The 20,504-nt window shown below is 58.5% G+C and carries 19 protein-coding genes and 1 pseudogene; 12 read left to right on the top strand and 8 right to left on the bottom strand.

Annotation, left to right across the window (positions count from 1 at the left end; all coding sequences use genetic code 11):
- The 5 genes from SM755_RS20310 to SM755_RS20290 all read left to right on the top strand — a co-directional run bounded on the left by SM755_RS20310 (position 1) and on the right by SM755_RS20290 (position 5,713).
- Positions 1–930, top strand: a complete 930-nt coding sequence (locus tag SM755_RS20310; protein ID WP_323174263.1) for a sugar ABC transporter permease — start codon at positions 1–3, stop codon at positions 928–930.
- On the top strand, positions 927–1,760 hold the full coding sequence (locus SM755_RS20305) for a carbohydrate ABC transporter permease (RefSeq protein ID WP_006825725.1): 834 nt from the start codon (positions 927–929) through the stop codon (positions 1,758–1,760). The genes SM755_RS20310 and SM755_RS20305 overlap by 4 nt, the downstream gene beginning before the upstream one ends.
- Positions 1,761–1,771: 11 nt before the next feature.
- Positions 1,772–2,953, top strand: a complete 1,182-nt coding sequence (locus tag SM755_RS20300) for an ABC transporter ATP-binding protein (protein WP_323174262.1) — start codon at positions 1,772–1,774, stop codon at positions 2,951–2,953.
- Between the two features lie 61 nt (positions 2,954–3,014).
- The gene (locus SM755_RS20295) at positions 3,015–3,800 is read left to right on the top strand and encodes an inositol monophosphatase (RefSeq protein WP_323174261.1); all 786 of its coding nucleotides are present in this window, start codon (positions 3,015–3,017) and stop codon (positions 3,798–3,800) included.
- Positions 3,801–4,912: 1,112 nt separating this feature from the next.
- The gene (locus tag SM755_RS20290; RefSeq protein WP_323174260.1) at positions 4,913–5,713 is read left to right on the top strand and encodes a hypothetical protein; all 801 of its coding nucleotides are present in this window, start codon (positions 4,913–4,915) and stop codon (positions 5,711–5,713) included.
- Between the two features lie 302 nt (positions 5,714–6,015).
- Here the strand turns inward: SM755_RS20290 and SM755_RS20285 are convergent, their stop codons facing one another.
- The 4 genes from SM755_RS20285 to pdhA form a co-directional block, all read right to left on the bottom strand.
- Positions 6,016–6,285, bottom strand: coding sequence for a hypothetical protein (locus SM755_RS20285; protein WP_323174259.1), 270 nt, complete (start codon positions 6,283–6,285; stop codon positions 6,016–6,018).
- A 2-nt stretch (positions 6,286–6,287) separates the two neighbouring features.
- Positions 6,288–6,719: an MOSC domain-containing protein gene (locus tag SM755_RS20280; protein ID WP_323174258.1), complete on the bottom strand. Its 432-nt coding sequence runs from the start codon at positions 6,717–6,719 to the stop codon at positions 6,288–6,290.
- Between the two features lie 264 nt (positions 6,720–6,983).
- Positions 6,984–8,036: an alpha-ketoacid dehydrogenase subunit beta gene (locus SM755_RS20275; protein WP_323174257.1), complete on the bottom strand. Its 1,053-nt coding sequence runs from the start codon at positions 8,034–8,036 to the stop codon at positions 6,984–6,986.
- Positions 8,033–9,181 (bottom strand): pyruvate dehydrogenase (acetyl-transferring) E1 component subunit alpha, encoded by a 1,149-nt coding sequence (pdhA, locus tag SM755_RS20270; RefSeq protein ID WP_323174256.1) that lies wholly within the window; start codon positions 9,179–9,181, stop codon positions 8,033–8,035. Before pdhA ends, SM755_RS20275 begins: the two co-directional genes overlap by 4 nt.
- Positions 9,182–10,423: 1,242 nt before the next feature.
- Between pdhA and SM755_RS20265 the strand changes: the two genes are divergently transcribed.
- Positions 10,424–11,035: a class I SAM-dependent methyltransferase gene (locus tag SM755_RS20265; RefSeq protein WP_323174255.1), complete on the top strand. Its 612-nt coding sequence runs from the start codon at positions 10,424–10,426 to the stop codon at positions 11,033–11,035.
- Between the two features lie 334 nt (positions 11,036–11,369).
- Positions 11,370–11,546, top strand: coding sequence for a hypothetical protein (locus SM755_RS20260; RefSeq protein ID WP_323174254.1), 177 nt, complete (start codon positions 11,370–11,372; stop codon positions 11,544–11,546).
- Positions 11,547–11,693: 147 nt separating this feature from the next.
- Here the strand turns inward: SM755_RS20260 and SM755_RS20255 are convergent, their stop codons facing one another.
- From SM755_RS20255 to SM755_RS20245, 3 genes are all read right to left on the bottom strand, one after another.
- On the bottom strand, positions 11,694–13,121 hold the full coding sequence (locus SM755_RS20255; protein WP_323174253.1) for a sodium-dependent transporter: 1,428 nt from the start codon (positions 13,119–13,121) through the stop codon (positions 11,694–11,696).
- Between the two features lie 217 nt (positions 13,122–13,338).
- A complete protein-coding gene (locus tag SM755_RS20250) occupies positions 13,339–14,454 on the bottom strand; it encodes an MFS transporter (RefSeq protein WP_323174351.1) in 1,116 nt (371 codons plus the stop codon).
- Positions 14,455–14,657: 203 nt separating this feature from the next.
- Complete coding sequence (locus SM755_RS20245) at positions 14,658–15,413, bottom strand: hypothetical protein (protein WP_323174252.1); 756 nt, start codon at positions 15,411–15,413, stop codon at positions 14,658–14,660.
- Between the two features lie 469 nt (positions 15,414–15,882).
- Between SM755_RS20245 and SM755_RS20240 the strand changes: the two genes are divergently transcribed.
- Both SM755_RS20240 and SM755_RS20235 read left to right on the top strand, forming a co-directional pair.
- Positions 15,883–16,974: a glycerol dehydrogenase gene (locus tag SM755_RS20240; protein ID WP_369335270.1), complete on the top strand. Its 1,092-nt coding sequence runs from the start codon at positions 15,883–15,885 to the stop codon at positions 16,972–16,974.
- A 197-nt stretch (positions 16,975–17,171) separates the two neighbouring features.
- Positions 17,172–17,874, top strand: a pseudogene (locus SM755_RS20235) (IS6 family transposase).
- 186 nt (positions 17,875–18,060) lie between these two features.
- Here SM755_RS20235 and SM755_RS20230 read toward each other — a convergent pair.
- Positions 18,061–18,663: a sulfite oxidase-like oxidoreductase gene (locus SM755_RS20230; protein ID WP_323174250.1), complete on the bottom strand. Its 603-nt coding sequence runs from the start codon at positions 18,661–18,663 to the stop codon at positions 18,061–18,063.
- Between the two features lie 129 nt (positions 18,664–18,792).
- Here SM755_RS20230 and SM755_RS20225 point away from each other — a divergent pair, with 129 nt between their 5' ends.
- The 3 genes from SM755_RS20225 to SM755_RS20215 all read left to right on the top strand — a co-directional run bounded on the left by SM755_RS20225 (position 18,793) and on the right by SM755_RS20215 (position 20,492).
- Positions 18,793–19,047 carry a hypothetical protein gene (locus SM755_RS20225; protein WP_369335266.1) on the top strand — a complete coding sequence of 85 codons (255 nt, stop codon included), beginning with the start codon at positions 18,793–18,795 and terminating at the stop codon, positions 19,045–19,047.
- A 351-nt stretch (positions 19,048–19,398) separates the two neighbouring features.
- Positions 19,399–19,929 carry a redoxin domain-containing protein gene (locus SM755_RS20220; RefSeq protein WP_323174248.1) on the top strand — a complete coding sequence of 177 codons (531 nt, stop codon included), beginning with the start codon at positions 19,399–19,401 and terminating at the stop codon, positions 19,927–19,929.
- Positions 19,926–20,492, top strand: a complete 567-nt coding sequence (locus SM755_RS20215; protein ID WP_323174247.1) for a DsbA family protein — start codon at positions 19,926–19,928, stop codon at positions 20,490–20,492. The genes SM755_RS20220 and SM755_RS20215 overlap by 4 nt, the downstream gene beginning before the upstream one ends.
- Positions 20,493–20,504: the final 12 nt, after the last annotated feature.

The following is a 20,504-nucleotide window of genomic DNA, read 5'->3' as shown; positions in this document are numbered from 1 at the left end:
ATGTCGACACGACGCCTCTTCGATATCGACGGGAGAACCGAACGCTACCGATCGGTTCTCAGAGAGAACTGGTTCACCTATCTGTTGATCATGCCGGTATTGCTGTTCCTGATCGTGCTCATGTGGCTTCCTTTCCTGCAGGGTATCTACATGAGCTTCAACGAGTGGCCCTTCGGCGGCGACCCGACGTGGATCGGGGCAGCGAATTACGAGTTCCTGTTGAACTGGGAGCCGTTCTACACGTCCCTGAAGGCGACCGCGATCTTCTCGCTGACGACGGTGTTCCAGTTGGGTGTCGCACTCGCAGCGGCGCTCGCCGTGCGGGAACTTCGCCGCGGGAAGAGCTTCGTCAGTGCGGCGTTTCTGCTCTCCTACACGATGCCGCCGCTGGTCATCGGGACCATCTGGGCGTATCTGCTCGAACCGGACTTCGGGCCCGTCTTCAGCTATCTCACCGAGTTGAACGTTCTCGGGGAGACGATCTACTGGGGGAGCAGCGGTCCCATGTCGCTCGCGGTCGTGATGTTCGTGACGACCTGGACCTTCTGGCCGTTCATGTTTCTCATCATCTCGGCCAGCCTCGAGAGCATCCCGGAAGAACTGTACGAGAGCGCCCGTATGTACGGTGCAGGCCCGATCCAGACGTTCCTTCGCGTGACGCTCCCCCAGCTCAAAAGCGCCATCCTGGTCGCACTGAGTATCCGAATCATCTGGAACATGACGAAGATTTCGCAGGTGCTCCAGCTTACGAACGGCGGGCCGGGATACGATACGTCCATCCTGGCGGTGTTACTGTACCAGTTCGCTTACGAGCGAGGGCAGATGGGCGTTTCGTACGCCATCGGGATCGTCTTGCTCGTGATGACCCTCGGCTTCGTCTTCGTGTTCATTCGCGAGTTCGAACGCGCGAGTGAGGGGGCGGGAGCATGAGCACGACCGGCTACGACGCGACCGGCGTGACGCTGAAAGCGACCGCGTACGGCGTCGTCGCGTTTCTCGTGCTCGCGAATCTCGTTCCGTTTCTGTTCATCCTCTCGGTGTCGTTCATGCCGCCGAGCGAGTTCTTCACCGATCCTCACCTCGTCCCGTACGAGCCGACGCTGGAAGCGTGGACGAGCGGGTTCGAGGAACTACGGGGCAATCTCGTCAATAGCTTCCTGATCGGCGCAGGCACCGCGTTGTTGGCGCTGGCAATCACGATCCCCGGTGCCTACGCGTTTGCCCGGAAGGAGTTCTACGGGAAAACGGCCGGGTTCTACGCGATCATCTCGGCGATGATGTTCCCCTACATTCTCCTGGTCATCCCGATCATGGATCTGTGGACTGCACTGGGTGTGTACAACACAATCTTCGGAATGATCCTGGCGTACCAGGTGTTCGTCACCCCGTTTTCCATCTGGATCCTCCGGGATTTCTTCGAAAACCTCCCGACGGACATCGAGGAGGCCGCACAGGTGTACGGGTGTACGCAGTTCACCGCATTCGTTCGCGTTATTCTGCCGCTGGCGGCACCCGGGATCGTCGCCGTCGGGTTCCTCGCGTTTCTCACGGGATGGAACGATTTTCTCTTCGCCAATCTCTTGACCACCGGCACGGGGCCGGTTCCGGCCGTGCCGGTACTGTACGGTACCATCGGCGGCGGGTCGGGTGAACGCGTCTACTGGGGGAAGCTGATGGCCGAAACGCTCATCATCGGTACCCCACCGACGATCATCTACCTCGTCGCGCGCAACTACCTGGAAAGTGCGTTCAGCGTATGAGTCGAGAACCCATGAAACAGACAGAAGACACCAGTTCGGATACCCGAACGGAACGATCGGGAGCATCGAGCGGGAACCAGAACGCCGTCGACGCGAGCGTCTCGGGCAACCGGATTCGTCTCGACGGCGTTCGAAAGACGTTCAACGAGGGGTCGGTCGTCGCCTGTGACGACGTGAACATCGAAATCGACGAGGGCGAGTTCGTCGTGCTCGTCGGTCCCTCCGGCTGCGGCAAGACGACGACGCTCCGGTGTATCGCCGGGCTCGAGGAGCCGGACCGGGGGTCGATCACCGTCGACGGCGAGGATATCACCGGGTTGAAATCCAAGGATCGGAACCTCGCGTTCGTCTTCCAGAGTATCGCGCTGTTCCCGCACATGAGCGTCCGAAAGAACATCCGCTTCGGACTGGACATGAACACCGACCTCTCGGGCGAGGAGAAGCGAGGCCGCGTCGAGGACGTCGCGGAGACGCTCGGGCTTTCCGACGCCCTCGACCGGAAGCCCTCGGCGCTGTCGGGCGGCCAACAGCAACGCGTCTCGCTCGGGCGTGCGATGGTGATGGAGCCCGCGGCGTTCCTGCTCGACGAGCCGTTCTCGGCGCTGGATGCGAACCTCCGCGATCACATGCGCGTCGAGGTCAAAAAGATCCAGCGGGAGTTGCACACGGCGATGATCTTCGTGACCCACGATCAGGAGGAGGCGATGACGCTGGGAGACAAGATCGTCGTGATGAACAACGGATACGTCCAGCAGATCGGTACACCCTACGAGATCTACAACGAACCGGCGAACCGCTTCGTTGCCGGATTCATCGGCTCTCCGTCCCCCAATCTCGTCGAATGCACCGTCGAACGGACGGCCGATGGAATCGCGCTCGCGTCCGACTTCGACACGATTCCGGCCACGGAGACGCAAGCCGAACACCTCGAGTCGCTCGTCGGTGAAACGGTTATCTACGGAATTCGTCCGGAGTACCTGGATCTCGAGACCGACCGCGGCGCGTTCGTCGCCGACCTCGACGTCGTCGAACCGCTCGGCGATCGGGACGCCGTCCACCTGTCGGCCGGCAGTACCGATCTGTCGGCGGTCACGCCACAGGGCCAAATCGCGAGGGATACCGATCGAGTTCACGTCGATATCCAGACCGAGGAGGCGTGGTTGTTCGAGGAGGACGGGACGCGAATCGTCTGATCTCTTCCCGTAGAGTCACCAACGTTTAGGGCACTGCCTCACGACTATCGACCTACCAACAATGTCACGATCTGATACAGCGTACGAAGCGGCGATTGCGGGGTCCGAGATCGCACACGAGCGCTTTCGCACCGACTTGGATGTCGCGACCAAGAACTCGAAGATGGACTTCGTTACCGAAGCCGACACTGAGACCCAACACCGCGTTATCGAGGTCGTTCGAGACGCGTACCCGGATGCGACGATCGTCGGCGAGGAAGAGGACGAACTGAAGTCCGTTCCCGAGGACGGCAACGCCTGGGTGATCGATCCGATCGACGGGACGACGAACTTCGTCCGCGGCGTTCCGCTGTGGACGACGACGGTCGCCGCCGTCCGCGACCACGAAACCGTCGCGGCGGTGACCGTCGCCCCGGCGCTCGGCGAGACGTTCGTGGCGGATTCCGCCGATGCAACGCTGAACGACGAGCCCATCTCCGTCAGCGAGCAAGCGGATCTCGAGCGGTTCGTCGTCGCGCCGATCCTTCGATACGGGTCCGAACGCGACCGGCAGTTCGGCAACCTCCTCCGGGAGTCGATACTCGAGTTCGGCGATCTGCGCCGATTCGGCTGCGCTCAAGTGACGCTTGCGATGGTCGCCCGCGGCACGCTCGATGCAGCCGTGTCGCCTCAACCGGAGCCGAACCCGTGGGACACGATCGCCGGTATCGCGCTAGTTGAACGGGCCGGTGGAGTGGTAACCGATATCGAGGGAAACCCGTGGAAGCCGGGTTGCGAGGGTCTCGTGGCATCGAACGGGAACGCCCACGACGAAATCGTCGAACGCGTGCGGGCTGCGGTAGCGTAAGCGAACGAAGGTTCTTGAGAGTTCAGCGCTCGTCGAGCCGGTGTCGCGCATTTATCGCCTCACCGGACCGTTGTCGGATATTCCAGTACCGACACCACCACGCACGGACCGCTGCCGCGACAGTTCTAGTGAGACCGGGTCGAATCGCCTCCGCGAAGTCGGTCGTCTCCTTCGCGAGATGCGAACGAGTCTTCGCTTTCTCGCCGGAGAACCTCTCAGAAAGCCATATCGCATCGGATAGTCAACTATTTGATATCTCCCCAGATCCGGGGCGTTCACGAGGGCAAAGTTCTTTCGGAACATATCAACAATTGGATTTCCATGAAGACGGCAAAGCCGTTACAGGCATAAATGATGGTATTCACACACTATATCTATGCATTAGTATTGTACAAAAATTGCAATATATTACGATCCAAAACTGTTTCTAGATCCCGTCGTCTGTAAGCATCCAGATACCGATCGAGCCGCCGTATTTCTATATAACTGACCACGACCACGTTCTCCGTGAGATCATCTCCTTCGACGATAGCGACGAATACTAGCCATTCTCAGTTTATAACGGGTAAGAAGCGGAAATATACTGACTAAATAAAATCAAAATAAATCCTTGCAGCTATCCCGTTTTCGTTGATCGCTTCCAGAACTCGTGGACAGGAAGTTGGACGACCATCTGATACGATATTGACCGCATAGAACATTACTATAATAAAAATGATCCGATACCGACTCTCCGTTGTGAGAACTAGCGGGCCGTCGAGTCGAAGTCTCATCATCTCTGGCAGTGAGTGATCAGACTGTTCGGAGCCGGTCCGGCCGAAAAGTTCTACCACCGTGTCAGCCTTCGATTCCCCATCGATTTTCATCCTCAAGTGGGAACACCGGTCGACGTTTCACGGCGAATCTGTCTCTTCGGAGTCGTTCGTCGGTGTAGTGCTCGTTGGCCCTGAGTAGCCGAACTAGCCGACCGTACTGCACTTCTTTCCGGAGTCGTTCCCCGAGAAGAGCCATCACAGTGCCCCAGAACAGCTGTTGAGTTCCGTTTGAACGGACGGCGTTCCCACCGGACCGACAGCAATACGTATCTGTTCAACGTCCCTACCCTTTCGCACATGAGTTCGGAACTGGCGCGAACGCATACGCTCGACTGCGAGCGGTTCGCCGACGAGTTCAGTTCGGTCGTCGAGTTGGTGCTCCCCGAGACAACGACGGCTCGGCTGTACATCGATGAAGCTGAACTCGGGACGGACCCGGACGGCGACGCGTGTCGTCGAACGTGGGATGCGATCCGCCCGCACCTAGATCGCGTTCCCAGGGCAGACCGGAACGGGACGGTTGCGTGGACGTGCCCGACGACGACCGAACGGGGGCGAGACCATCTCTTTGATCTTATCGCACTCACCGATGGAGTCGCCGGAGCGCACTTCGTTTTTCGAGTCGAACTCTATCAGACCGACGCGCCGGTTCTCGAGTCGATTCCCCACCATTCGGCTGTCGAACTCGACGCGACACTGCTCGGCGAGGGGATCCGTTCCGGCGAAATCGTCGGCCTCTCCGGAGAAACGGCGTGTCTGGTCCCGACCGAAACGAAGTTCGAGTGGACGGCCGAACAGCGTCGCTGGCGAATAGCGGGCGGCTCGCTCTGTGTCGAGACGCTTGACGGCCGAAAAACGAGTTGCTACGGGCTGACGAACCTTCGACGGGCGAGGAAAAGCGATGACGGAACGGGCCTCGTTCTCGCCTGGGAACCCGACGACCTGCCGGACGACGCTATCGGACGGGTGCTCTCGTGGACGATGGACAAGCTGTATACGCCGCCGGTGGCGATGCCGTGTGGGACGGCGGATCGAGCGACGGCGGTCCGAGCGCACATGCAGGCGATTCTCGAGGCGTATGATGGCCGCGAGCTATAGCGCTCGCCGATGTAAGCCACTACTGCAGCCGCCTTGATCGTGCTTCTGGGATCTGTAGTGAACCGTCGATGCCTACTCCGCCATAGCGTAGACTGGTCGGGGACCGACTCAATATTGAGTTAGTGGCGTAATGACGGCGGCTGGAAGAGGACCCGACGAGGGCTGTCTCATGATCCCACCGCGGACTGAACTCGCGCTACTCTCTCGGGTACTGTTCGAAACTATAGATAGTTCAAAAAGCGGATGAATACAGAAGATGACAAAAATACGTCTTGCAGACGTTACTATGGAGAGGACAGGTATTATCTCGTCCCGAATTCGTTCGACAGTGCCTCTGCGTTTTGCGATATCTCAGTCGAGAGCCGCTCATCAATCGCGTTCTTATCGACACCGGATACATGCCTGCAGACGATGTTTCGAAGCCCAATACGACCGCCCGTCGTTCGCGGATCCGCGCTGGTTTCGTACTGAGCGACCTGTTCTCCCTCGTACATAATGGTGTACTTGCACGGCTTTGAATCTCCCGTCGTCATTTCAACGGAAATGGATCCTTCCAACTCGACGACAACCATGGTTACCACCGAACCTCGTCATCAATGGCGATCGGACCAGACTTGACGACATTCGCATCAAGCCCGCCACGGTGGACGAGCGCTTTCGAGAGTTCCTCCTCTCCGACAAGCGACTGCATATACCCACACGGTTCACACAGCTGGATTCCTTCGCAGATGGCATCACCGACCGTGAATGTTTGGCCTACGAGGTGGTTGAGCGGAACATTTTGAGTCGTCACGTTTCGACGGTGTGCACCCGTCGGGATCTCAATTCCGGCATCCCGTTCGACTGCTGCCAGCGCCTCGGCTTCGATGAAGGTGATATCGCTTGCTTCCTGTACCTCTCGGTCCGGGTCTTCGTCGAGAAAGTTCCACAGGCCACGCTCTTCGAAATACCGGTCGCCGCGGAGCCCGCGTTTGGCGACTGCGTCGACGTTTTGTCGTGCTTGCATCGGGTCACCACTATCGGGAGCAATGTGGAGCTGTGTAACTCTACCAGTTCCCATAAATTTGTTTCGTGAACGTAGATGTTATACATTTTGAAAGAAGAGGGGGACATCCTTGATTCGCGAAGCCTATTCGAGACCACTGTTGGTTCTAGTGAAGAAGGATTTATCTATCACAATCGTCTGCGTTGAGAACCGCAATCTCAACTATTGTACCGGTGAGTCAGACACAGTCGGACTGTCAGTGGATGATGACCCCCCGATCCCGCGCTAGAACGACACCGTCTCGCGGATCGCCTCCTCGATCCGAACCGCCTGCGGCAGGTAGTACTCCTCGAGTTCGTGCAGCGGCATCGGCACGTCGTAGCCGGTGACGCGCCTGACCGGAGCTTCCTGGTAGAGCAGCGCTTCCTCCTGGATCGTCGCGGCGAGTTCGGCTCCGACGCCGGCGGTCTTCGGCGCTTCGTGGGCGATGACGGCCCGACCGGTCCGCTCGAACGACTCGACGATCGTCTCGATATCGAGCGGCGACAGCGTTCGCAAGTCGACGACTTCCACGTCGATGCCCGCTTCGCCGGCGACGTTGTCCGCGGCGATGAGCGTCGGTTGGATCATCGCACCCCACGTGTACACCGTCACGTCGGTCCCCTCACGGCGGACGGAAGCTTCGCCGAGGGGCACTTCGTAGGCGGCCGTTGGCACGTCTTCCCGGAACGCACGGTAGATCAGTTTCGGTTCGAGGAAGACCACCGGGTCCGGGTCGCGGATCGCCGCGATCAACAGCCCCTTCGCATCGGCAGGTGAACTCGGAACGGCGACTTTCAACCCCGGTTCGTGAACGAAGAAGGCCTCCTTGGACTCGGAGTGGTGCTCGGGCGCACGGATGCCGCCACCGTAGGGCATGCGGATCACCATCGGGACCGAGTACTGGCCGTGGCTGCGGCTTCGCAACCGAGCCGCGTGACTGACGAGTTGGTCGAACGCGGGATAGGAAAATCCCATGAACTGCAACTCTGCGACCGGCCGCAGTCCGCTCAGCGCGAGGCCGATTCCCGTGCCGACGATCCCCGATTCCGCGAGCGGCGTATCGACGACGCGCTCGGCGCTGAACTCGTCGACGAGTTCGGCAGTCGCCCGGAAGACGCCGCCGTTTTCGCCGACGTCCTCGCCGAGGATCATCACGCGTTCGTCGAGCGAGAGTTCGGTGTAGAGGGCGTCTCGGACGGCTTCGACGAGGGTTAGCGTGTCCGTTTCCGTGTCTGTTTCCCCGTCCGTGTCCGTCTCGGCTTCGGCCGTCCCGTCGTCCGCCGTCGTGGAACTCACTCTAACACCTCGGAGAAGGCGTCGTCGCCGTATTTCTCGCGAAGCGAGCGCAGGCGGTCGCGCTGGTTGCGAAGTCGATCCGGGAGCTCGGCGTAGACGTGATCGAACATGGAGTCGGGGTCGGTCGTCGCGTTTTCGACGGTTTCGACGGCGTCGGTGAGCCGCGATTCGATGCGGTCGTCGATTTCGGCCTCGAGTTCGTCGTCGAGGATATCGGTGGCGGTCAGGTAGTTCTGCAGCCGGTCGAGTGGGTCCTTTTCGCGCCAGGCGTCTGCCTCGCCTTCGTCGCGGTAGGCGGAGGGGTCGTCAGCGGTCGTGTGCGCACCGTACCGATATTGGACGGACTCGATGAGGGTTGGTCGGCGGTCGTCCGCGGCGGGATTTTTTGCCTTCTGTAGTGCTGCGCTGGTCACCGAGTACATCGCCAGCGGATCGAGTCCGTCGACGCGGACGCCCTCGATGCCGTAGGCAGCGGCTTTCTGGGCGATGGTTTCGCTGGCGGTCTGGTGGTCCCGTGGGACGGAAATCGCCCACTGGTTGTTGTTACAGACGAAGACAACCGGGACGTCGAAGACGCCGGCGAAGTTTAGTCCCTCGTGGAAGTCGCCTTCGGAGGTCGCCCCGTCGCCGAAGTGACAGAGGGCGGCCCTGTCGGGGGTTCCCTGGAGTCGGTTCCCCCAGGCCATTCCCGTTGCCTGCGGGATCTGTGTCGCGATGGGGATATACTCCGGCATGATGGGGACATCGTCAGGGATCGCATACCCGTCTCGATGGCCACAGAGCGGTTTCAACAGCGATTCGAGTTCCATTCCGTGGACGTACTTGGCGGCGTGTTCCCGGTAGGTCGGAAACAGCCAGTCCTGGTCGTCGAGGGCGTAACTCGTCGCGACCTGTGCGCCTTCCTGGCCCGTCATCGGCGCGTACGTCGCGATACGCCCCTGTCGCTGGAGACTGATCGCCCGCTGGTCGAATTCCCGGGCGAGTTTGATGTCCTCGTACATTGAGACCAGTTCGTCGGCCGAGAGGTCCGGCACCTCGGCGTCCGGGAGGACGGTGCCGTCCGTATCGAGGATTCGAATCGGTTTGTCATCGCCGTAGGTCGTCGCGCTATGCCCGTGCTGCTCCGCGTCGTTTTGGGTACTCATTGTCGTGGTCCAGAGACCTGTCGCTGATTGAGATGCTGTCGCTGCGTCGAGTCCGCCGTCATGGGCACGAGTTCATGACCGTCCTATCGATGGTCGGCGGGACGGTGTGCCCGTCTCCGAGTCGGTTTCGGTCCCGATCGTGAACGCCGTCGTCCGTTCGAATTCGGAACCGTTGCCGTCCCCGCTCGCGTCCGCTGCGAGGACCGCAGTTTGCCGTCCAGCGCCGACGAGGTGCCCGCCAGTGTCGGTGTCCGCGTCGCTGTAAATGTAAAAGATGGAAACAGTGTCTGGAAGAACCGTGTGTTCAAGTCGACAGTGAGCGGTTGGGATCGGTCACTGACGCTGCGTCCCTCCAGTGTACTGGCGGGTGCCATACGAAATATAGATTCCAGTCATATACTTAATAGTACTGTGTGACTCACTCACAGTGCGGGGGTGAATTTTGGAACATTCACGAGATTTTTCTCCGAAGAATACTGGACATTTCAAGGTGTATTCGTCGGTGGCTAGAGTCGTTCACGCGCAGTACGAGTCCGCTGTTTCGAATTGACGAAATGCTTCCGGACTGTGCACAATTCAGCGTTGTCTCTTTTGGCTCGTCTGGTTCAACGGACCTGTTTCCGATGGTAGTAACGATGAGGGTGTCATAGAACGATCCGCATGGCGTTCTTTTCACCTAATCTGGAGCGAACTATCCGTTCACTACACTTGCGGGCTTACCAGAACAGTCGGTTAGTCCGAAGTGTTATATATCGAAACGGCCTACGATAATTTATGTCATCTAATAGAACTGATTCTAGCAGGGGTCTGTATGCCCGACTACCGTGGAGTGTGAAACTCGGCTTTGCACTGCTAGGTTTGGTGTACGCTGTGGCGATACTGACCGACACTATCAAGGACCCGATTCCAAATGATGTCTGGGCAATCATCTGGTTCGCGGTGGCTGTTGGCCTGCTCGTACGCGCGGTTCGTCTGCACAGACAGTCGTGATAGACTTACGCTCTGTACTTACCGTTTGTCGGGTAGTCACAGAGAGGGGGTATGGGGACTGTTCTATGACACCCTGAACGATGGATAGCGGCTCGAAATCGGAATCACAACGATTAACTCGAGGAGTGACACACAACCGTGTTCATGCTATCCGATGAGAGCCCCACCGTAGCGGATGCATATGATAAATTGGCGCAGACGTACAAGACGCAAGAAGAGGATCCGTACTGTGCAGACCTATAATTTCCTGCGATGACGGAACTCGTTCCAACCATAGAGGGCAAACGAGTTCTTGATGCCGGTTGTGGACACGGTCGGTACGCAGAGTGGTTGATCGAGAGGGAAGCGGACGTCCTCGCTGTTGACAAGAACGCCGAGATGCTCGACCAGGCGAAACGACGAATCGGCGATCGGGCGACAATTCGCCGAGCCGATATCACAGAACCTCTCACGTTTGTCGACGACAGTGAGTTCGACGGTGTCATTTGCGGTCTTTCGCTCCATTACGTCGAAGACTGGAGACGGCCCTTCAGGGAGTTCGCTCGTATCCTCCAACCTGGTGGATTCCTCGTGTTTTCGGCGCAACATCCAGTTGATGAGTACATCGCGTTCGAGGCCGAGAACTACTTCGAAATCGAACAGGAACGGATGACGTGGTCGGCCTCCGGCGAGGAAATTGCTGTCCCGTTCTATCGCCGGCCATTCTCCGAGGTCATCAACCCACTCATCGAAACTGGGTTTCAACTGGACGAACTGGTCGAACCGAAGCCGAAAGAGACTTTCAAAGAGAAGAAGCCGGAATCCTTCGAAAAACGGTTGAAATACCCGACGTTCCTCTGTGTCAGAGCGTCAAAAACTGACTAGTTTCTGAGTGCGGGGGTAAACCAAAAGAGACGTTTCTGATTGCTCACTTCGTTCTCTTCTTTGTCCGGTGTTATACTTGCCTGAAGCGCGTTTCCGAGTCTCCGTTAGATTCGCACACCTACCGACCGGCTGTTCCAGCGACGAGAGTATCGAACGAAGAGGACTTCAACAGAACCACCTCGCTCGGTGAAGACTTCAACAGCCCCACACAAGCCAGGGTGTCATAGAACAGTTCCCATACCCCCTCTCTGTGACTACCCGACAAACGGTAAGTACAGAAGAACCACATATCATCCATCTATATACATATTCATCTAAAATCGAATGAAAACGCATGTCCAAAGAAGAAGAAGAAGATAATCAGATGGATTCAAACAAAATGGCTGCAGGGATCGCGATTGGTCTCGCAATAGGGGCCTCTATTGGAGTTGCAATGGATAATATCGCGCTAGGAATCGCTATTGGCATGGGAATCGGTGTCGCTTTCGGTGTCGGTTGGGGTCAAGCGTAGGAAGACACCACGCAAATTCGAACCTTGCTGCTACGTTCGATTCGCAAGTGTAGTGAACGGATAGTTCGCTCCAGATTGGGTGAACAGAACGCCATGCAGGTCGTTCTATGACACCCTCTCACACAAACAGCAACCCGTCTGTTTCCGTCAATCCGCGGTTTCGGCGTTCGTCGGCCGGACGCCCCGCTCGGACCAGTGAATGAGCGCTACGAACGTGCCGGCCGTCACGAGCGCGAGTGCGATCAGCACCATCGTGCTCGGTTCGTATCCGAGCAATAGCAGGCTATCCGCGTAGAACGTAAAGAGGAGAAACGTCGGGAACACCGTGCCGATCGCGTACCGCCACGGCAGTGCCAGCGTCCGCGCGAGTACGCCCGCACCGTTCGTGAACTCCTCGACGCCGTCGGGGCCGAGCACCCACGCGACGTAGAACATGAACCCGGTGAGCCCGAGCGTCAACAACAGGTCGACGAGTTGGTCTGCAAAGAGCGTGAACACATCAGCGTTAAAGGCGTTGAACGCGCCGGTGACGGTGATTACGCCGAAGAGCGCGACCGTTGCGGTCCGCCGCTCGATGTCGAACTCGTCGACGAGGAACGCGACGGGAATCTCTAACATGCTGATCAGGCTCGTAATCGCGGCGAGCAAGACGACGAGGAAGAAGACCGCACCGATGAGTTCACCGGCGGGAAGGTTCGCGAACGCGCCGGCGATGCCGACGAAGAGCGCCCCGGGACCGCCGCTTGTCGGGCCGCCGGCAAAGGAAAAGAGCAGCGGGAACAGAACCAGGCCGCCGAGAATTCCGATACTCAGGTTGAGTCCGGCGATAGCCGACGCGTCGAACGGCAGCGACCGATCGTCGTCGATGTAGGAGGCGTAGGTGATCATCGTTCCGCTGCCGATCGAAAGCGTAAACAGCGCCTGCCCGGCGGCCGCCCCGAGCACTGACAGGAAGTTGTTCGTCAGGTACGCGCCGTCGAAGCTGAGGAAGAACTCGTAGCCGGCGCTCGCGTTCGGTTGCTGTGTCGCCCAGAGGGCGAGTCCGACGAGCAAGAGTGCGATGCCGGGCATCATGACCTTCGTTGCAGTCTCGATCCCGCGTCGGACGCCGGCCATCACGATCAGCGCAGTTATGCCGAGTACCAGTAGCTGATAGCCGAACGCGGCCAACCCGTAGTCGATCGCTGCGAAGTGAGTTCCCGGATCGGCGAAGTACGCTCCGGTGAAACTCTCGACGAAGTATCGCAGGATCCACCCGCCGACGACGCTGTAGAACGAGAGCAACGCCACCGCGGTGACGACGCACAGACCGCCGAGCAACATCCAGCCGCGAGACCCGCGAAGAACCGTAAACGCGCCGATCGGGTTTCGTTTCGATCGGCGACCGATGACGAATGCGGCCATCAGCCCGGGGACCCCAACCCCGAGAACGATCAGCAGATACATCACCAGAAATGCGCTTCCCCCGTTTTCTGCGGTCATCCACGGGAATCGCCAGATGTTCCCGAGGCCCACCGCACTCCCGACCGCGGCCAGTATAAACCCGATCCGACTGGCCCACGTCTCTCGTGCCATCCTGTCTCATGGGACCATCCGGACCGCTATAAGCCCTTCCATCGAGTAGGTGTGATCGATATATGATAATTATCGACCGTGCCATATTTCGGCGGAGTATCGCGTTGTCCGATGATACTGCCACCGCCTGAGCGAACGCTCTTCGATCCTATCACAATCCAGTACTACCATCACCGAATATCCCGCCTCCGGGACGGGTCGCCACTTCCCGCTCGACTCAACGGGACGACGTTCCGGAAACGACCGCCCAGAACGAGACGAGCGTGACGGCAAGCGTCAGCAGAATTGCGACGGTGTAACCATCGGTGTAGTCGACGCTCGCCGTCCCGAGCGGTGGCATCGCCAGCGCTCCGAGCCCACCACCGACGTTGAAGATACCGATGATCGCCGTATCCTTCTCGGAGCCGTATATCTGTAACAACAGCGGAATGTAAAGCGTCGCACACCCGCCCAGCCCGAGTCCGACCAGAACAATCGCGACTGCGAGCACCGAATACTGTGGCGCGAGCAACAGACTGATCCCGGACGCCGCACAGCCGAGCGACGAGAGAAACGCCCGCCGTGATCCCATCGCATCGGCGAGATACCCACCGCCGATCCGAGAGACGATGCTCACTCCGCCGATCAACCCGAACATCGTCGACGCTTCCGTACTCGTCAATCCCCGGTCGACGAACAGATCGATCGCGTACGCCGCCAGCAGTTGGTACCACGCAAACGCGAGCGCAAACCCGACGAAGAGCAACTGAAACGACCTCGTTCTCGACAGCTGTTGGACCCACGAGAGCAGCGCTGCCGTCGTCAGCGTCGACTGCGTTGCCCACCGCGGCCGCCGGCACAGTGAACTCGCGAGTAAGAACGCAAGCGCCGTCACTGACATGATCACGAGAAAGCCACGACGTACCCCGAGTGTCGTGATCGCAGTCTCCCAGATCGGCGGGAGCAAGAACAGGCCGAGGCCATTCCCGACGAAGATCAATCCCGTTGCAGCCCCGCGGCGCTCCTCGAACCAGCGCGGAATCACCGACGCGATCAATACGAATACCGTTCCCAGCGCGAGCCCGAGTACTGCGAAGACGACCGCCAACCCGAGATACGACTCGACCGCGTACAGCGACGGCGCGAGCAACCCAGTTGTAACCGTACAGACGAATAGCACGCCCCGGATCGGCAACCGCGCGGAGAAGACGCCGATGATTCCGGACCCGATGAAGAACGTACACAACATCACGGAGAAAACGCCCGAGAGGACGACCGGAGACACCGCGAAGGCCTCGCTAAAGGGCTGTCGGAAGATGCCGTACGAAAGCGGCGTTCCGAACGTAAACACCATCCCGATCGCACCGGCGAGTGCGACGCCCCAACTCCGAGGGCTGTCGGGCGTTTCTGCGACCGAATTCGGCACGTTAGTGCGTAAGTCAACCGGTAGCGAAAAGCTTCCGTTTCCTGCACTTCACCGCCTGTCGTCTCGAAATTGCACTCGTACTCGCTTTCGTAACTCCGGTCTCGCCGTCTCAGGCGCAGACCCTTCCGTTCTTAAAACGTCACTAGAATCGCCGCGTAGACGAGCGCCCCGGAGACGAACGCCCAGAATCGGCTCTCCCGAGTTCGTGGCAATTCGTCTTTGATCGCGTTGAACACGACGCCGCCCGTCAGGAGTCCGAGGAGGATCGTAAACAGCGCGTCATCCATCGTATAGACGGCTCCGATGACGGCTCCGACGACGACCGCGGTCGCGAGGATCCAGCGACCTCGCTGCCTGTAGAGCGTCTGGTAGTGCTGTTCAAGTGCCTCGTCGTTTCCGAAGAGGTGAAACGCCATCGCGAACGCGAACAGCACCGTATTCTCCGTTCCCGTCTGTCCCTGTACCAGCACGTAGCCGATAAAGGCGTTGTAGACGACGAACCCGCCGATGTGCACCCAGAAGACGGGTTTTGAGATACCGACCTTCGACGCGACTGCGGGGGTATCCACGACGGTTGCGATTCGTTCGAGGCCGTAAAAGAGCGCAACACCGACGAAAACGAGGATGTAGATGTGGTGTTCGGTGAGCGTTGCAATACCGAGTTCGACGCCGGCGAGCGACCCCCTGTGCGCATCGAGTTCAGGAAAGAGGTGGAGGAAGGCGTAGACGAGCGAGATGCCACCGGCTATCGAGAGGATGCTGTGCCGAGAGATGCGCGTCGTTTCCGAGCGGATATCGGGCAGGAAATGAGCGAGCGCCACGCCGATGACGAGCAGGACGGTGAGGAGTGAGCCACTGGTAGTGGCCGCGACCGCGGGTACATCCATCGAATGACACCCTTCGCGGTGCGTGATGCTCTCTCTTTCGGTGCGAATGCGGGGGTAGTACCGGACTACCGCCTTGTCTCCGTCGTCGCGCCTCTGTAAACTGGTCCCTCTGCCGCCGTCCTTTCGTGCCGGGCGACTAGCGAACTGGTGAACTCGCAAACGAGAAGTGCTTGCAGCGAACGCAGACTGGCCAGTATCGATAGTGCGTGTCTGTATCCGATTTAACTCAGTAGACGTATGGATTAGGCTAACTAGTCGGCCTAATTTGTAAGTCTAACTAATAAACGTGCCTCTGTAGTCTTTCATTAAAACTGCTGTATAGACCAGCGACCCGGTTGATTTGCCGCAGACAGCGTCGCAATCCCCTCATTTTGGCTCCCGATTTCGATTAGTTCGTTTTGACCGGGTGGTTGATATGGTATATTTTGCAAGCAGGTGCTTCTTCGTCCTCGTCGTGGGAGGTGAACTCGTGATTCGATCGTTTAAATCTCCGATGGAGTACGTTCAAGGACGCGACGCGCTCAGTCAGCTCGGCGACCAAGTCGCGCCGATCGCGGAGACCGCGCTGGTGATCGGCGATTCGGACGTTCTCGGGATTATCGGCGACCGAGCCGAAGCGAGTCTCGAGGAAAGTGACGTCGACGTGACGCTCGAGGAGTTCGGCGGGGAGGCCTCCGAGACGGAGATCGACCGGATAACGGAGGTCGCCCGGGAAATCGACGCGGACGTGATCGTCGGTGCCGGCGGCGGAAAAGGGCTCGATACGGCCAAAGCAGTTCGGGAGAACGCAGGCGGGGCGATGGTTTCGATGCCGACGATCGCCTCGACTGATGCGCCGACCTCGAGTCTGTCCGTGATCTACTCCGAAGACGGCGAGTTCGAACGGTACCGCTTCTACGAGTCGCATCCAGACGTAGTGCTCGTCGACACGTCGGTTATCGCCGGCGCGCCCGTTCGATTCCTCACGTCGGGGATCGCCGACGCGATGGCAACGTGGTTCGAGGCCGATGCGGTTCACAGGACCGGCGGCGCGAACTTCTTCGACGAGGATCCCACCTACGCCGCACACTCGCTCTCGAATCTCTGCTACGACCTGTTGCGGGATCACGGCGTGTCGTCGATACGGGCCGTCGAAAACGGCATCGTCACCGAGAGCGTTGAAGCGGTCGTCGAAGCGAACACCCTGCTGAGCGGACTCGGATTCGAGAACGGCGGTCTCGCGGCCGCCCACTCGATCCACAACGGACTCACGCAACTCGAAGCGACTCACCACGCAACCCACGGCGAGAAGGTGAACTTCGGGACGCTCACGCAACTCGTCCTCGAAGGACGAAGCAACGCCTTCATCGAGGACATCATCGACTTCTCGGTAGCCACGGATCTCCCCGTGACGCTCGCTGAACTCGGCGTCGACAATCCCTCGCAGGACGATCTCGACCGAGTTGCGCAGGCGTCCGTCGCCGACGAGGAAACCATTCACAACGCCTTCGACGTCAGCAGCGACGAGGTCCGCGACGCGATGATCGCTGCCGATGAACTCGGTTCCAAACGGCTGGCGTAGATCGACTATTCTCTTTCAGAAGTATTTAAGGCGAAGACGTGTTCGTCGAGTTCACCGTCTCGGACATGTCCCGCACCCGACGAAGTCCATGAGCAAATCGTCTGATATGTTCGTCTCGTCTCGCCACTGAATAATCCGTTTGTATTATTCGTTAGTCGGCACTGTCTGGCACTGTCTCGTTGAGCCTGTTTTGAGACATGAACAGGTCGTTGAGTGAATTAGCTAGAGCGGTCCCAAACCTGCTCAGCGAGAGCTATGAGGGGTATTTAGAAGAATTTTGGGAGAATAAGCGGATGACGAACGCCCTGACGAGCGTCGTCGTCCGCCTCCACCGGACTGGTTGTTCGATTCGAGAGACAACAGCGATTCTCGCTTAATTAGGCTCTGAACGCTTTTATGGAGCGGTATAGAACTAAGTATATTGGGTGGCTGATAGTTAGTGCGACCCGCCGACGGCGACGCCGTCATAGGTCGCTGTCGACGAGACCACTGTCAAGATTACTGGTGAGTGGTCTTGGTTGTATACTGCAATAGACACTGGGTCAAAGTTGATTCTTGATGTCGCGTTGTTTGGACGACATGGCACTGATCCCGCGGCTGTATTCCTGCATGGACTTCGTGAGAAACACGATCTTTTAGATGCTGAATTTCTCGTCGACCTATTCGGTTATCGGACTGCCCTTGCTCGCTTAGGGCTGAGCGGTTGGGTTACCTATACCGTCCGAATCCTCATTGAAACGTGGTTTCACACGCTCAAAATGCGTGTCGACCGCTTCCAGAACTCGTGGGTGGTTACTCGGGCAAGCGTCTGAGAGACTTGAACAGTACGTGCATTACTATGTCCACATAGACCGCACTAACCTCTCGATAGAAAGCGCCAGTCAAAGGATTCTGAACTAGACAGCGCCAGCTGTCGTCCTCTATTTATTCACTGCTTCTTGTTGGGAAATAACGAAAGCAAATATGCTCTCGCCGATGGCGGCACAGAGTAACCGTTCCTGCTCGGTCTCTCCCCGTCCGGAATGCAAGCTCTGATGGCGCGCCGATTTGCACGGATCCACTCTTCTCCCGTTTCACTACTCAACCCTATAACGTACTGTATCGTTCTTCCTCCCATGGATTTGCGGTATTCGAGTAGCCCCGTTTCTCCCAGTAGCCTTGCTTCGGTTCGGAACGAAACTCGACGCCCGTCACCCACTTGGCACCTTTATAGGCGTATAGCTGCGGCGTCACGACGCGAAGGGGCCCACCGTGTTCCGATGGAAGGGGCTGTCCGTCGAGTTCGAGCGCAAACAGCACCTCGTCGCGCAGACACTCATCGAGCGGGAGATTCGTTGTGTATCCATCTCGTGCGTGAAACAGAACGTGCTCGGCGTCGTCTCGAACGGCAGCTCGTTCGGCGAGCGTCGGGAACGGGACGCCGGTGAACTCGTTATCGAACCGACTCCAGCCGGTTACACAGTGGAAATCCTGTCGCTGGATTTCTTGGGGGAGTTCGTTGAACTCGTCCCACGAATACGACAGTTCGTTTTCGACGGCACCAGTAACGGTGAACTCCCACGTCTCCATATCCTGCGAGGGTGTACCGCTCTTCGAGAGCACCGGAAAGCGGTTCGTTCGGTTCTGTCCGGGCGGTAATCGACTCTCGCCGAACTCCTCGTAAATAGACGTTGCGTTCCTGTCCACCATATCCCGTTTCAGCAGCGGACGCTATAAGAATCCCCGCCCGACAATCGTCACCCTCTCATACGTATTTGATGTGCGGCGTCGCAGGGGATGGTATTTTTTTGCTGGCGTTCGTGGGTTGCCCTGATCACCATGCCGCTCATTCACTTCGAAATGGCCGATTCACCCGAACGAACGCAGATCGGCGAGGGGCTCGTTCGGTTTGCCGTCCAAGCGGGACGCCTGGAAACCGGACGGGACGACGGGAAATACTTCTTACACCACGCGGACGGTTGTGATGCCGATGGGAAACGGATCAAACCGGGTGACGGATTCTTTTTCGACACGAACACGGGAGATATTCTCTGCGAAGAACACGGAAATGACCGAAACAGATCTGATACATAATTTTGCTCCGTTGAGATCATTCCGTCGGAAGAACGGACTCGTCTTCCATCCATAGTACATGAGACCTCGTTCCAAACGAGAATCAATACTGGATTCGTTCTTCCGGAACGATGGCGCTGGAGACGTCGATTACGGGAACGCCGATTCTTCGGATACCCAGTTCGACCGAAACCTCGTCTCCAGTGTCGGGCAGTCGCACAACATCCCCTGGCTGCGATACTTCGTTTCGGTGGGCCACCGGTGCGCTTAGAGCGAGAACAGTCTCCGATTCCGTATCGGCGTTTCTGGCCAGTACAGCCACCAGTGACTAGTTTATATACGCAGCGAACGTAACGCTTTCGAGGCATCAGCATGAGCACCGATCATTACACTCTCTCGTCGGGAGAAATCCACCGCGAGCCGCTATCGGCGGGGACGCGCGCACCGGAGTTTACGCTCCCAACGACACCTGACCAAACCGTTTCGCTGAGCGATTTTCACGGTCAGCCGGTCGTACTCGCGTTCTATCCGGCCGATTGGAGCCCTACCTGTGGCGACCAACTATCGCTGTACAACCAACTCCTCCCGGAGTTCCAGGCCCACGGTGCCCAACTACTCGGCGTCTCGGTGGACGGCGTCTGGTGTCACCGCGCCTTCGAGGAAGACCGGAATATCCACTTCCCACTACTCGCCGATTTCGAGCCGAAAGGTGCCATCGCAAAAGCCTACGGCGTGTATCGGGACGATGTCGGAACGAGCGAACGGGCGCTATTCGTCATCGATGCCGGCGGTATCATTCAGTGGAGTTACGTCTCTCCAGTCGGGATCAATCCCGGTGCCGACGGTATTCTTCGTGAACTCGAGGCCCTTTCCACGACCGTCGAGCTGGAGGAGGAGCGATGAGTGGCGACCCGACCCGATCCGCCGTTTCCCAACTGGTTGTTCCCGTGACTGAGGACGACCACCGGCAGGGCCCCGACGATGCCCCCGTCACGCTCGTCGAGTACGGCGACTACCAGTGTTCGTATTGCGGGAAGGCGTATCCTCTTATCAAGGACGTGCAAGAACAGTTCGGAGACGATCTGCGGTTCGTCTTCCGGAATTTCCCGCTCACGTCCATACACGAATACGCCCAACACGCCGCCGAGGCAGCCGAAGCCGCCGGTGGGCAGGGCGAAGAGGAATTCTGGTCGATGCACGATCTGCTTTACGAAAACCAGGACGCTCTCGACGACGAGTCGCTGATTACGTACGCCGAACAACTCGGTCTCGATTCCGAGCGGTTTCGGAGCGACTTCGCAAGTCACGCCTTCGAAGATCGAATCCACGAACAGTTCGTCGGCGGGGCTCGTTCGGGGGTCAACGGAACGCCAACGTTCTATATCAACGGCGAACGCTACGACGGCTCGTGGTCCCCGTCCCCATTATCGACTGCAATTCAGCGAGTGCTTTTATCGAGTCGGTGATGAGACTGCCGA

It is taken from the genome of Natrialba sp. PRR66, from assembly GCF_034808065.1.
GTDB classification, from domain to species: domain Archaea; phylum Halobacteriota; class Halobacteria; order Halobacteriales; family Natrialbaceae; genus Natrialba; species Natrialba aegyptia.
This window is presented reverse-complemented; position numbering and strand designations above follow the sequence as displayed.

Excerpts from the sequence above, each read along its gene's own strand:
- SM755_RS20310 (WP_323174263.1), top strand. The coding sequence starts at position 1 with ATGTCGACACGACGCCTCTTCGATATCGACGGGAGAACCGAACGCTAC.
- SM755_RS20305 (WP_006825725.1), top strand. The coding sequence starts at position 927 with ATGAGCACGACCGGCTACGACGCGACCGGCGTGACGCTGAAAGCGACC.
- SM755_RS20300 (WP_323174262.1), top strand. The coding sequence starts at position 1,772 with ATGAAACAGACAGAAGACACCAGTTCGGATACCCGAACGGAACGATCG.
- SM755_RS20295 (WP_323174261.1), top strand. The coding sequence starts at position 3,015 with ATGTCACGATCTGATACAGCGTACGAAGCGGCGATTGCGGGGTCCGAG.
- SM755_RS20290 (WP_323174260.1), top strand. The coding sequence starts at position 4,913 with ATGAGTTCGGAACTGGCGCGAACGCATACGCTCGACTGCGAGCGGTTC.
- SM755_RS20285 (WP_323174259.1), bottom strand. The coding sequence starts at position 6,285 with ATGGTTGTCGTCGAGTTGGAAGGATCCATTTCCGTTGAAATGACGACG.
- SM755_RS20280 (WP_323174258.1), bottom strand. The coding sequence starts at position 6,719 with ATGCAAGCACGACAAAACGTCGACGCAGTCGCCAAACGCGGGCTCCGC.
- pdhA (WP_323174256.1), bottom strand. The coding sequence starts at position 9,181 with ATGAGTACCCAAAACGACGCGGAGCAGCACGGGCATAGCGCGACGACC.
- SM755_RS20265 (WP_323174255.1), top strand. The coding sequence starts at position 10,424 with ATGACGGAACTCGTTCCAACCATAGAGGGCAAACGAGTTCTTGATGCC.
- SM755_RS20260 (WP_323174254.1), top strand. The coding sequence starts at position 11,370 with ATGTCCAAAGAAGAAGAAGAAGATAATCAGATGGATTCAAACAAAATG.
- SM755_RS20255 (WP_323174253.1), bottom strand. The coding sequence starts at position 13,121 with ATGGCACGAGAGACGTGGGCCAGTCGGATCGGGTTTATACTGGCCGCG.
- SM755_RS20250 (WP_323174351.1), bottom strand. The coding sequence starts at position 14,454 with ATGGTGTTTACGTTCGGAACGCCGCTTTCGTACGGCATCTTCCGACAG.
- SM755_RS20245 (WP_323174252.1), bottom strand. The coding sequence starts at position 15,413 with ATGGATGTACCCGCGGTCGCGGCCACTACCAGTGGCTCACTCCTCACC.
- SM755_RS20230 (WP_323174250.1), bottom strand. The coding sequence starts at position 18,663 with ATGGTGGACAGGAACGCAACGTCTATTTACGAGGAGTTCGGCGAGAGT.
- SM755_RS20225 (WP_369335266.1), top strand. The coding sequence starts at position 18,793 with ATGCCGCTCATTCACTTCGAAATGGCCGATTCACCCGAACGAACGCAG.
- SM755_RS20220 (WP_323174248.1), top strand. The coding sequence starts at position 19,399 with ATGAGCACCGATCATTACACTCTCTCGTCGGGAGAAATCCACCGCGAG.
- SM755_RS20215 (WP_323174247.1), top strand. The coding sequence starts at position 19,926 with ATGAGTGGCGACCCGACCCGATCCGCCGTTTCCCAACTGGTTGTTCCC.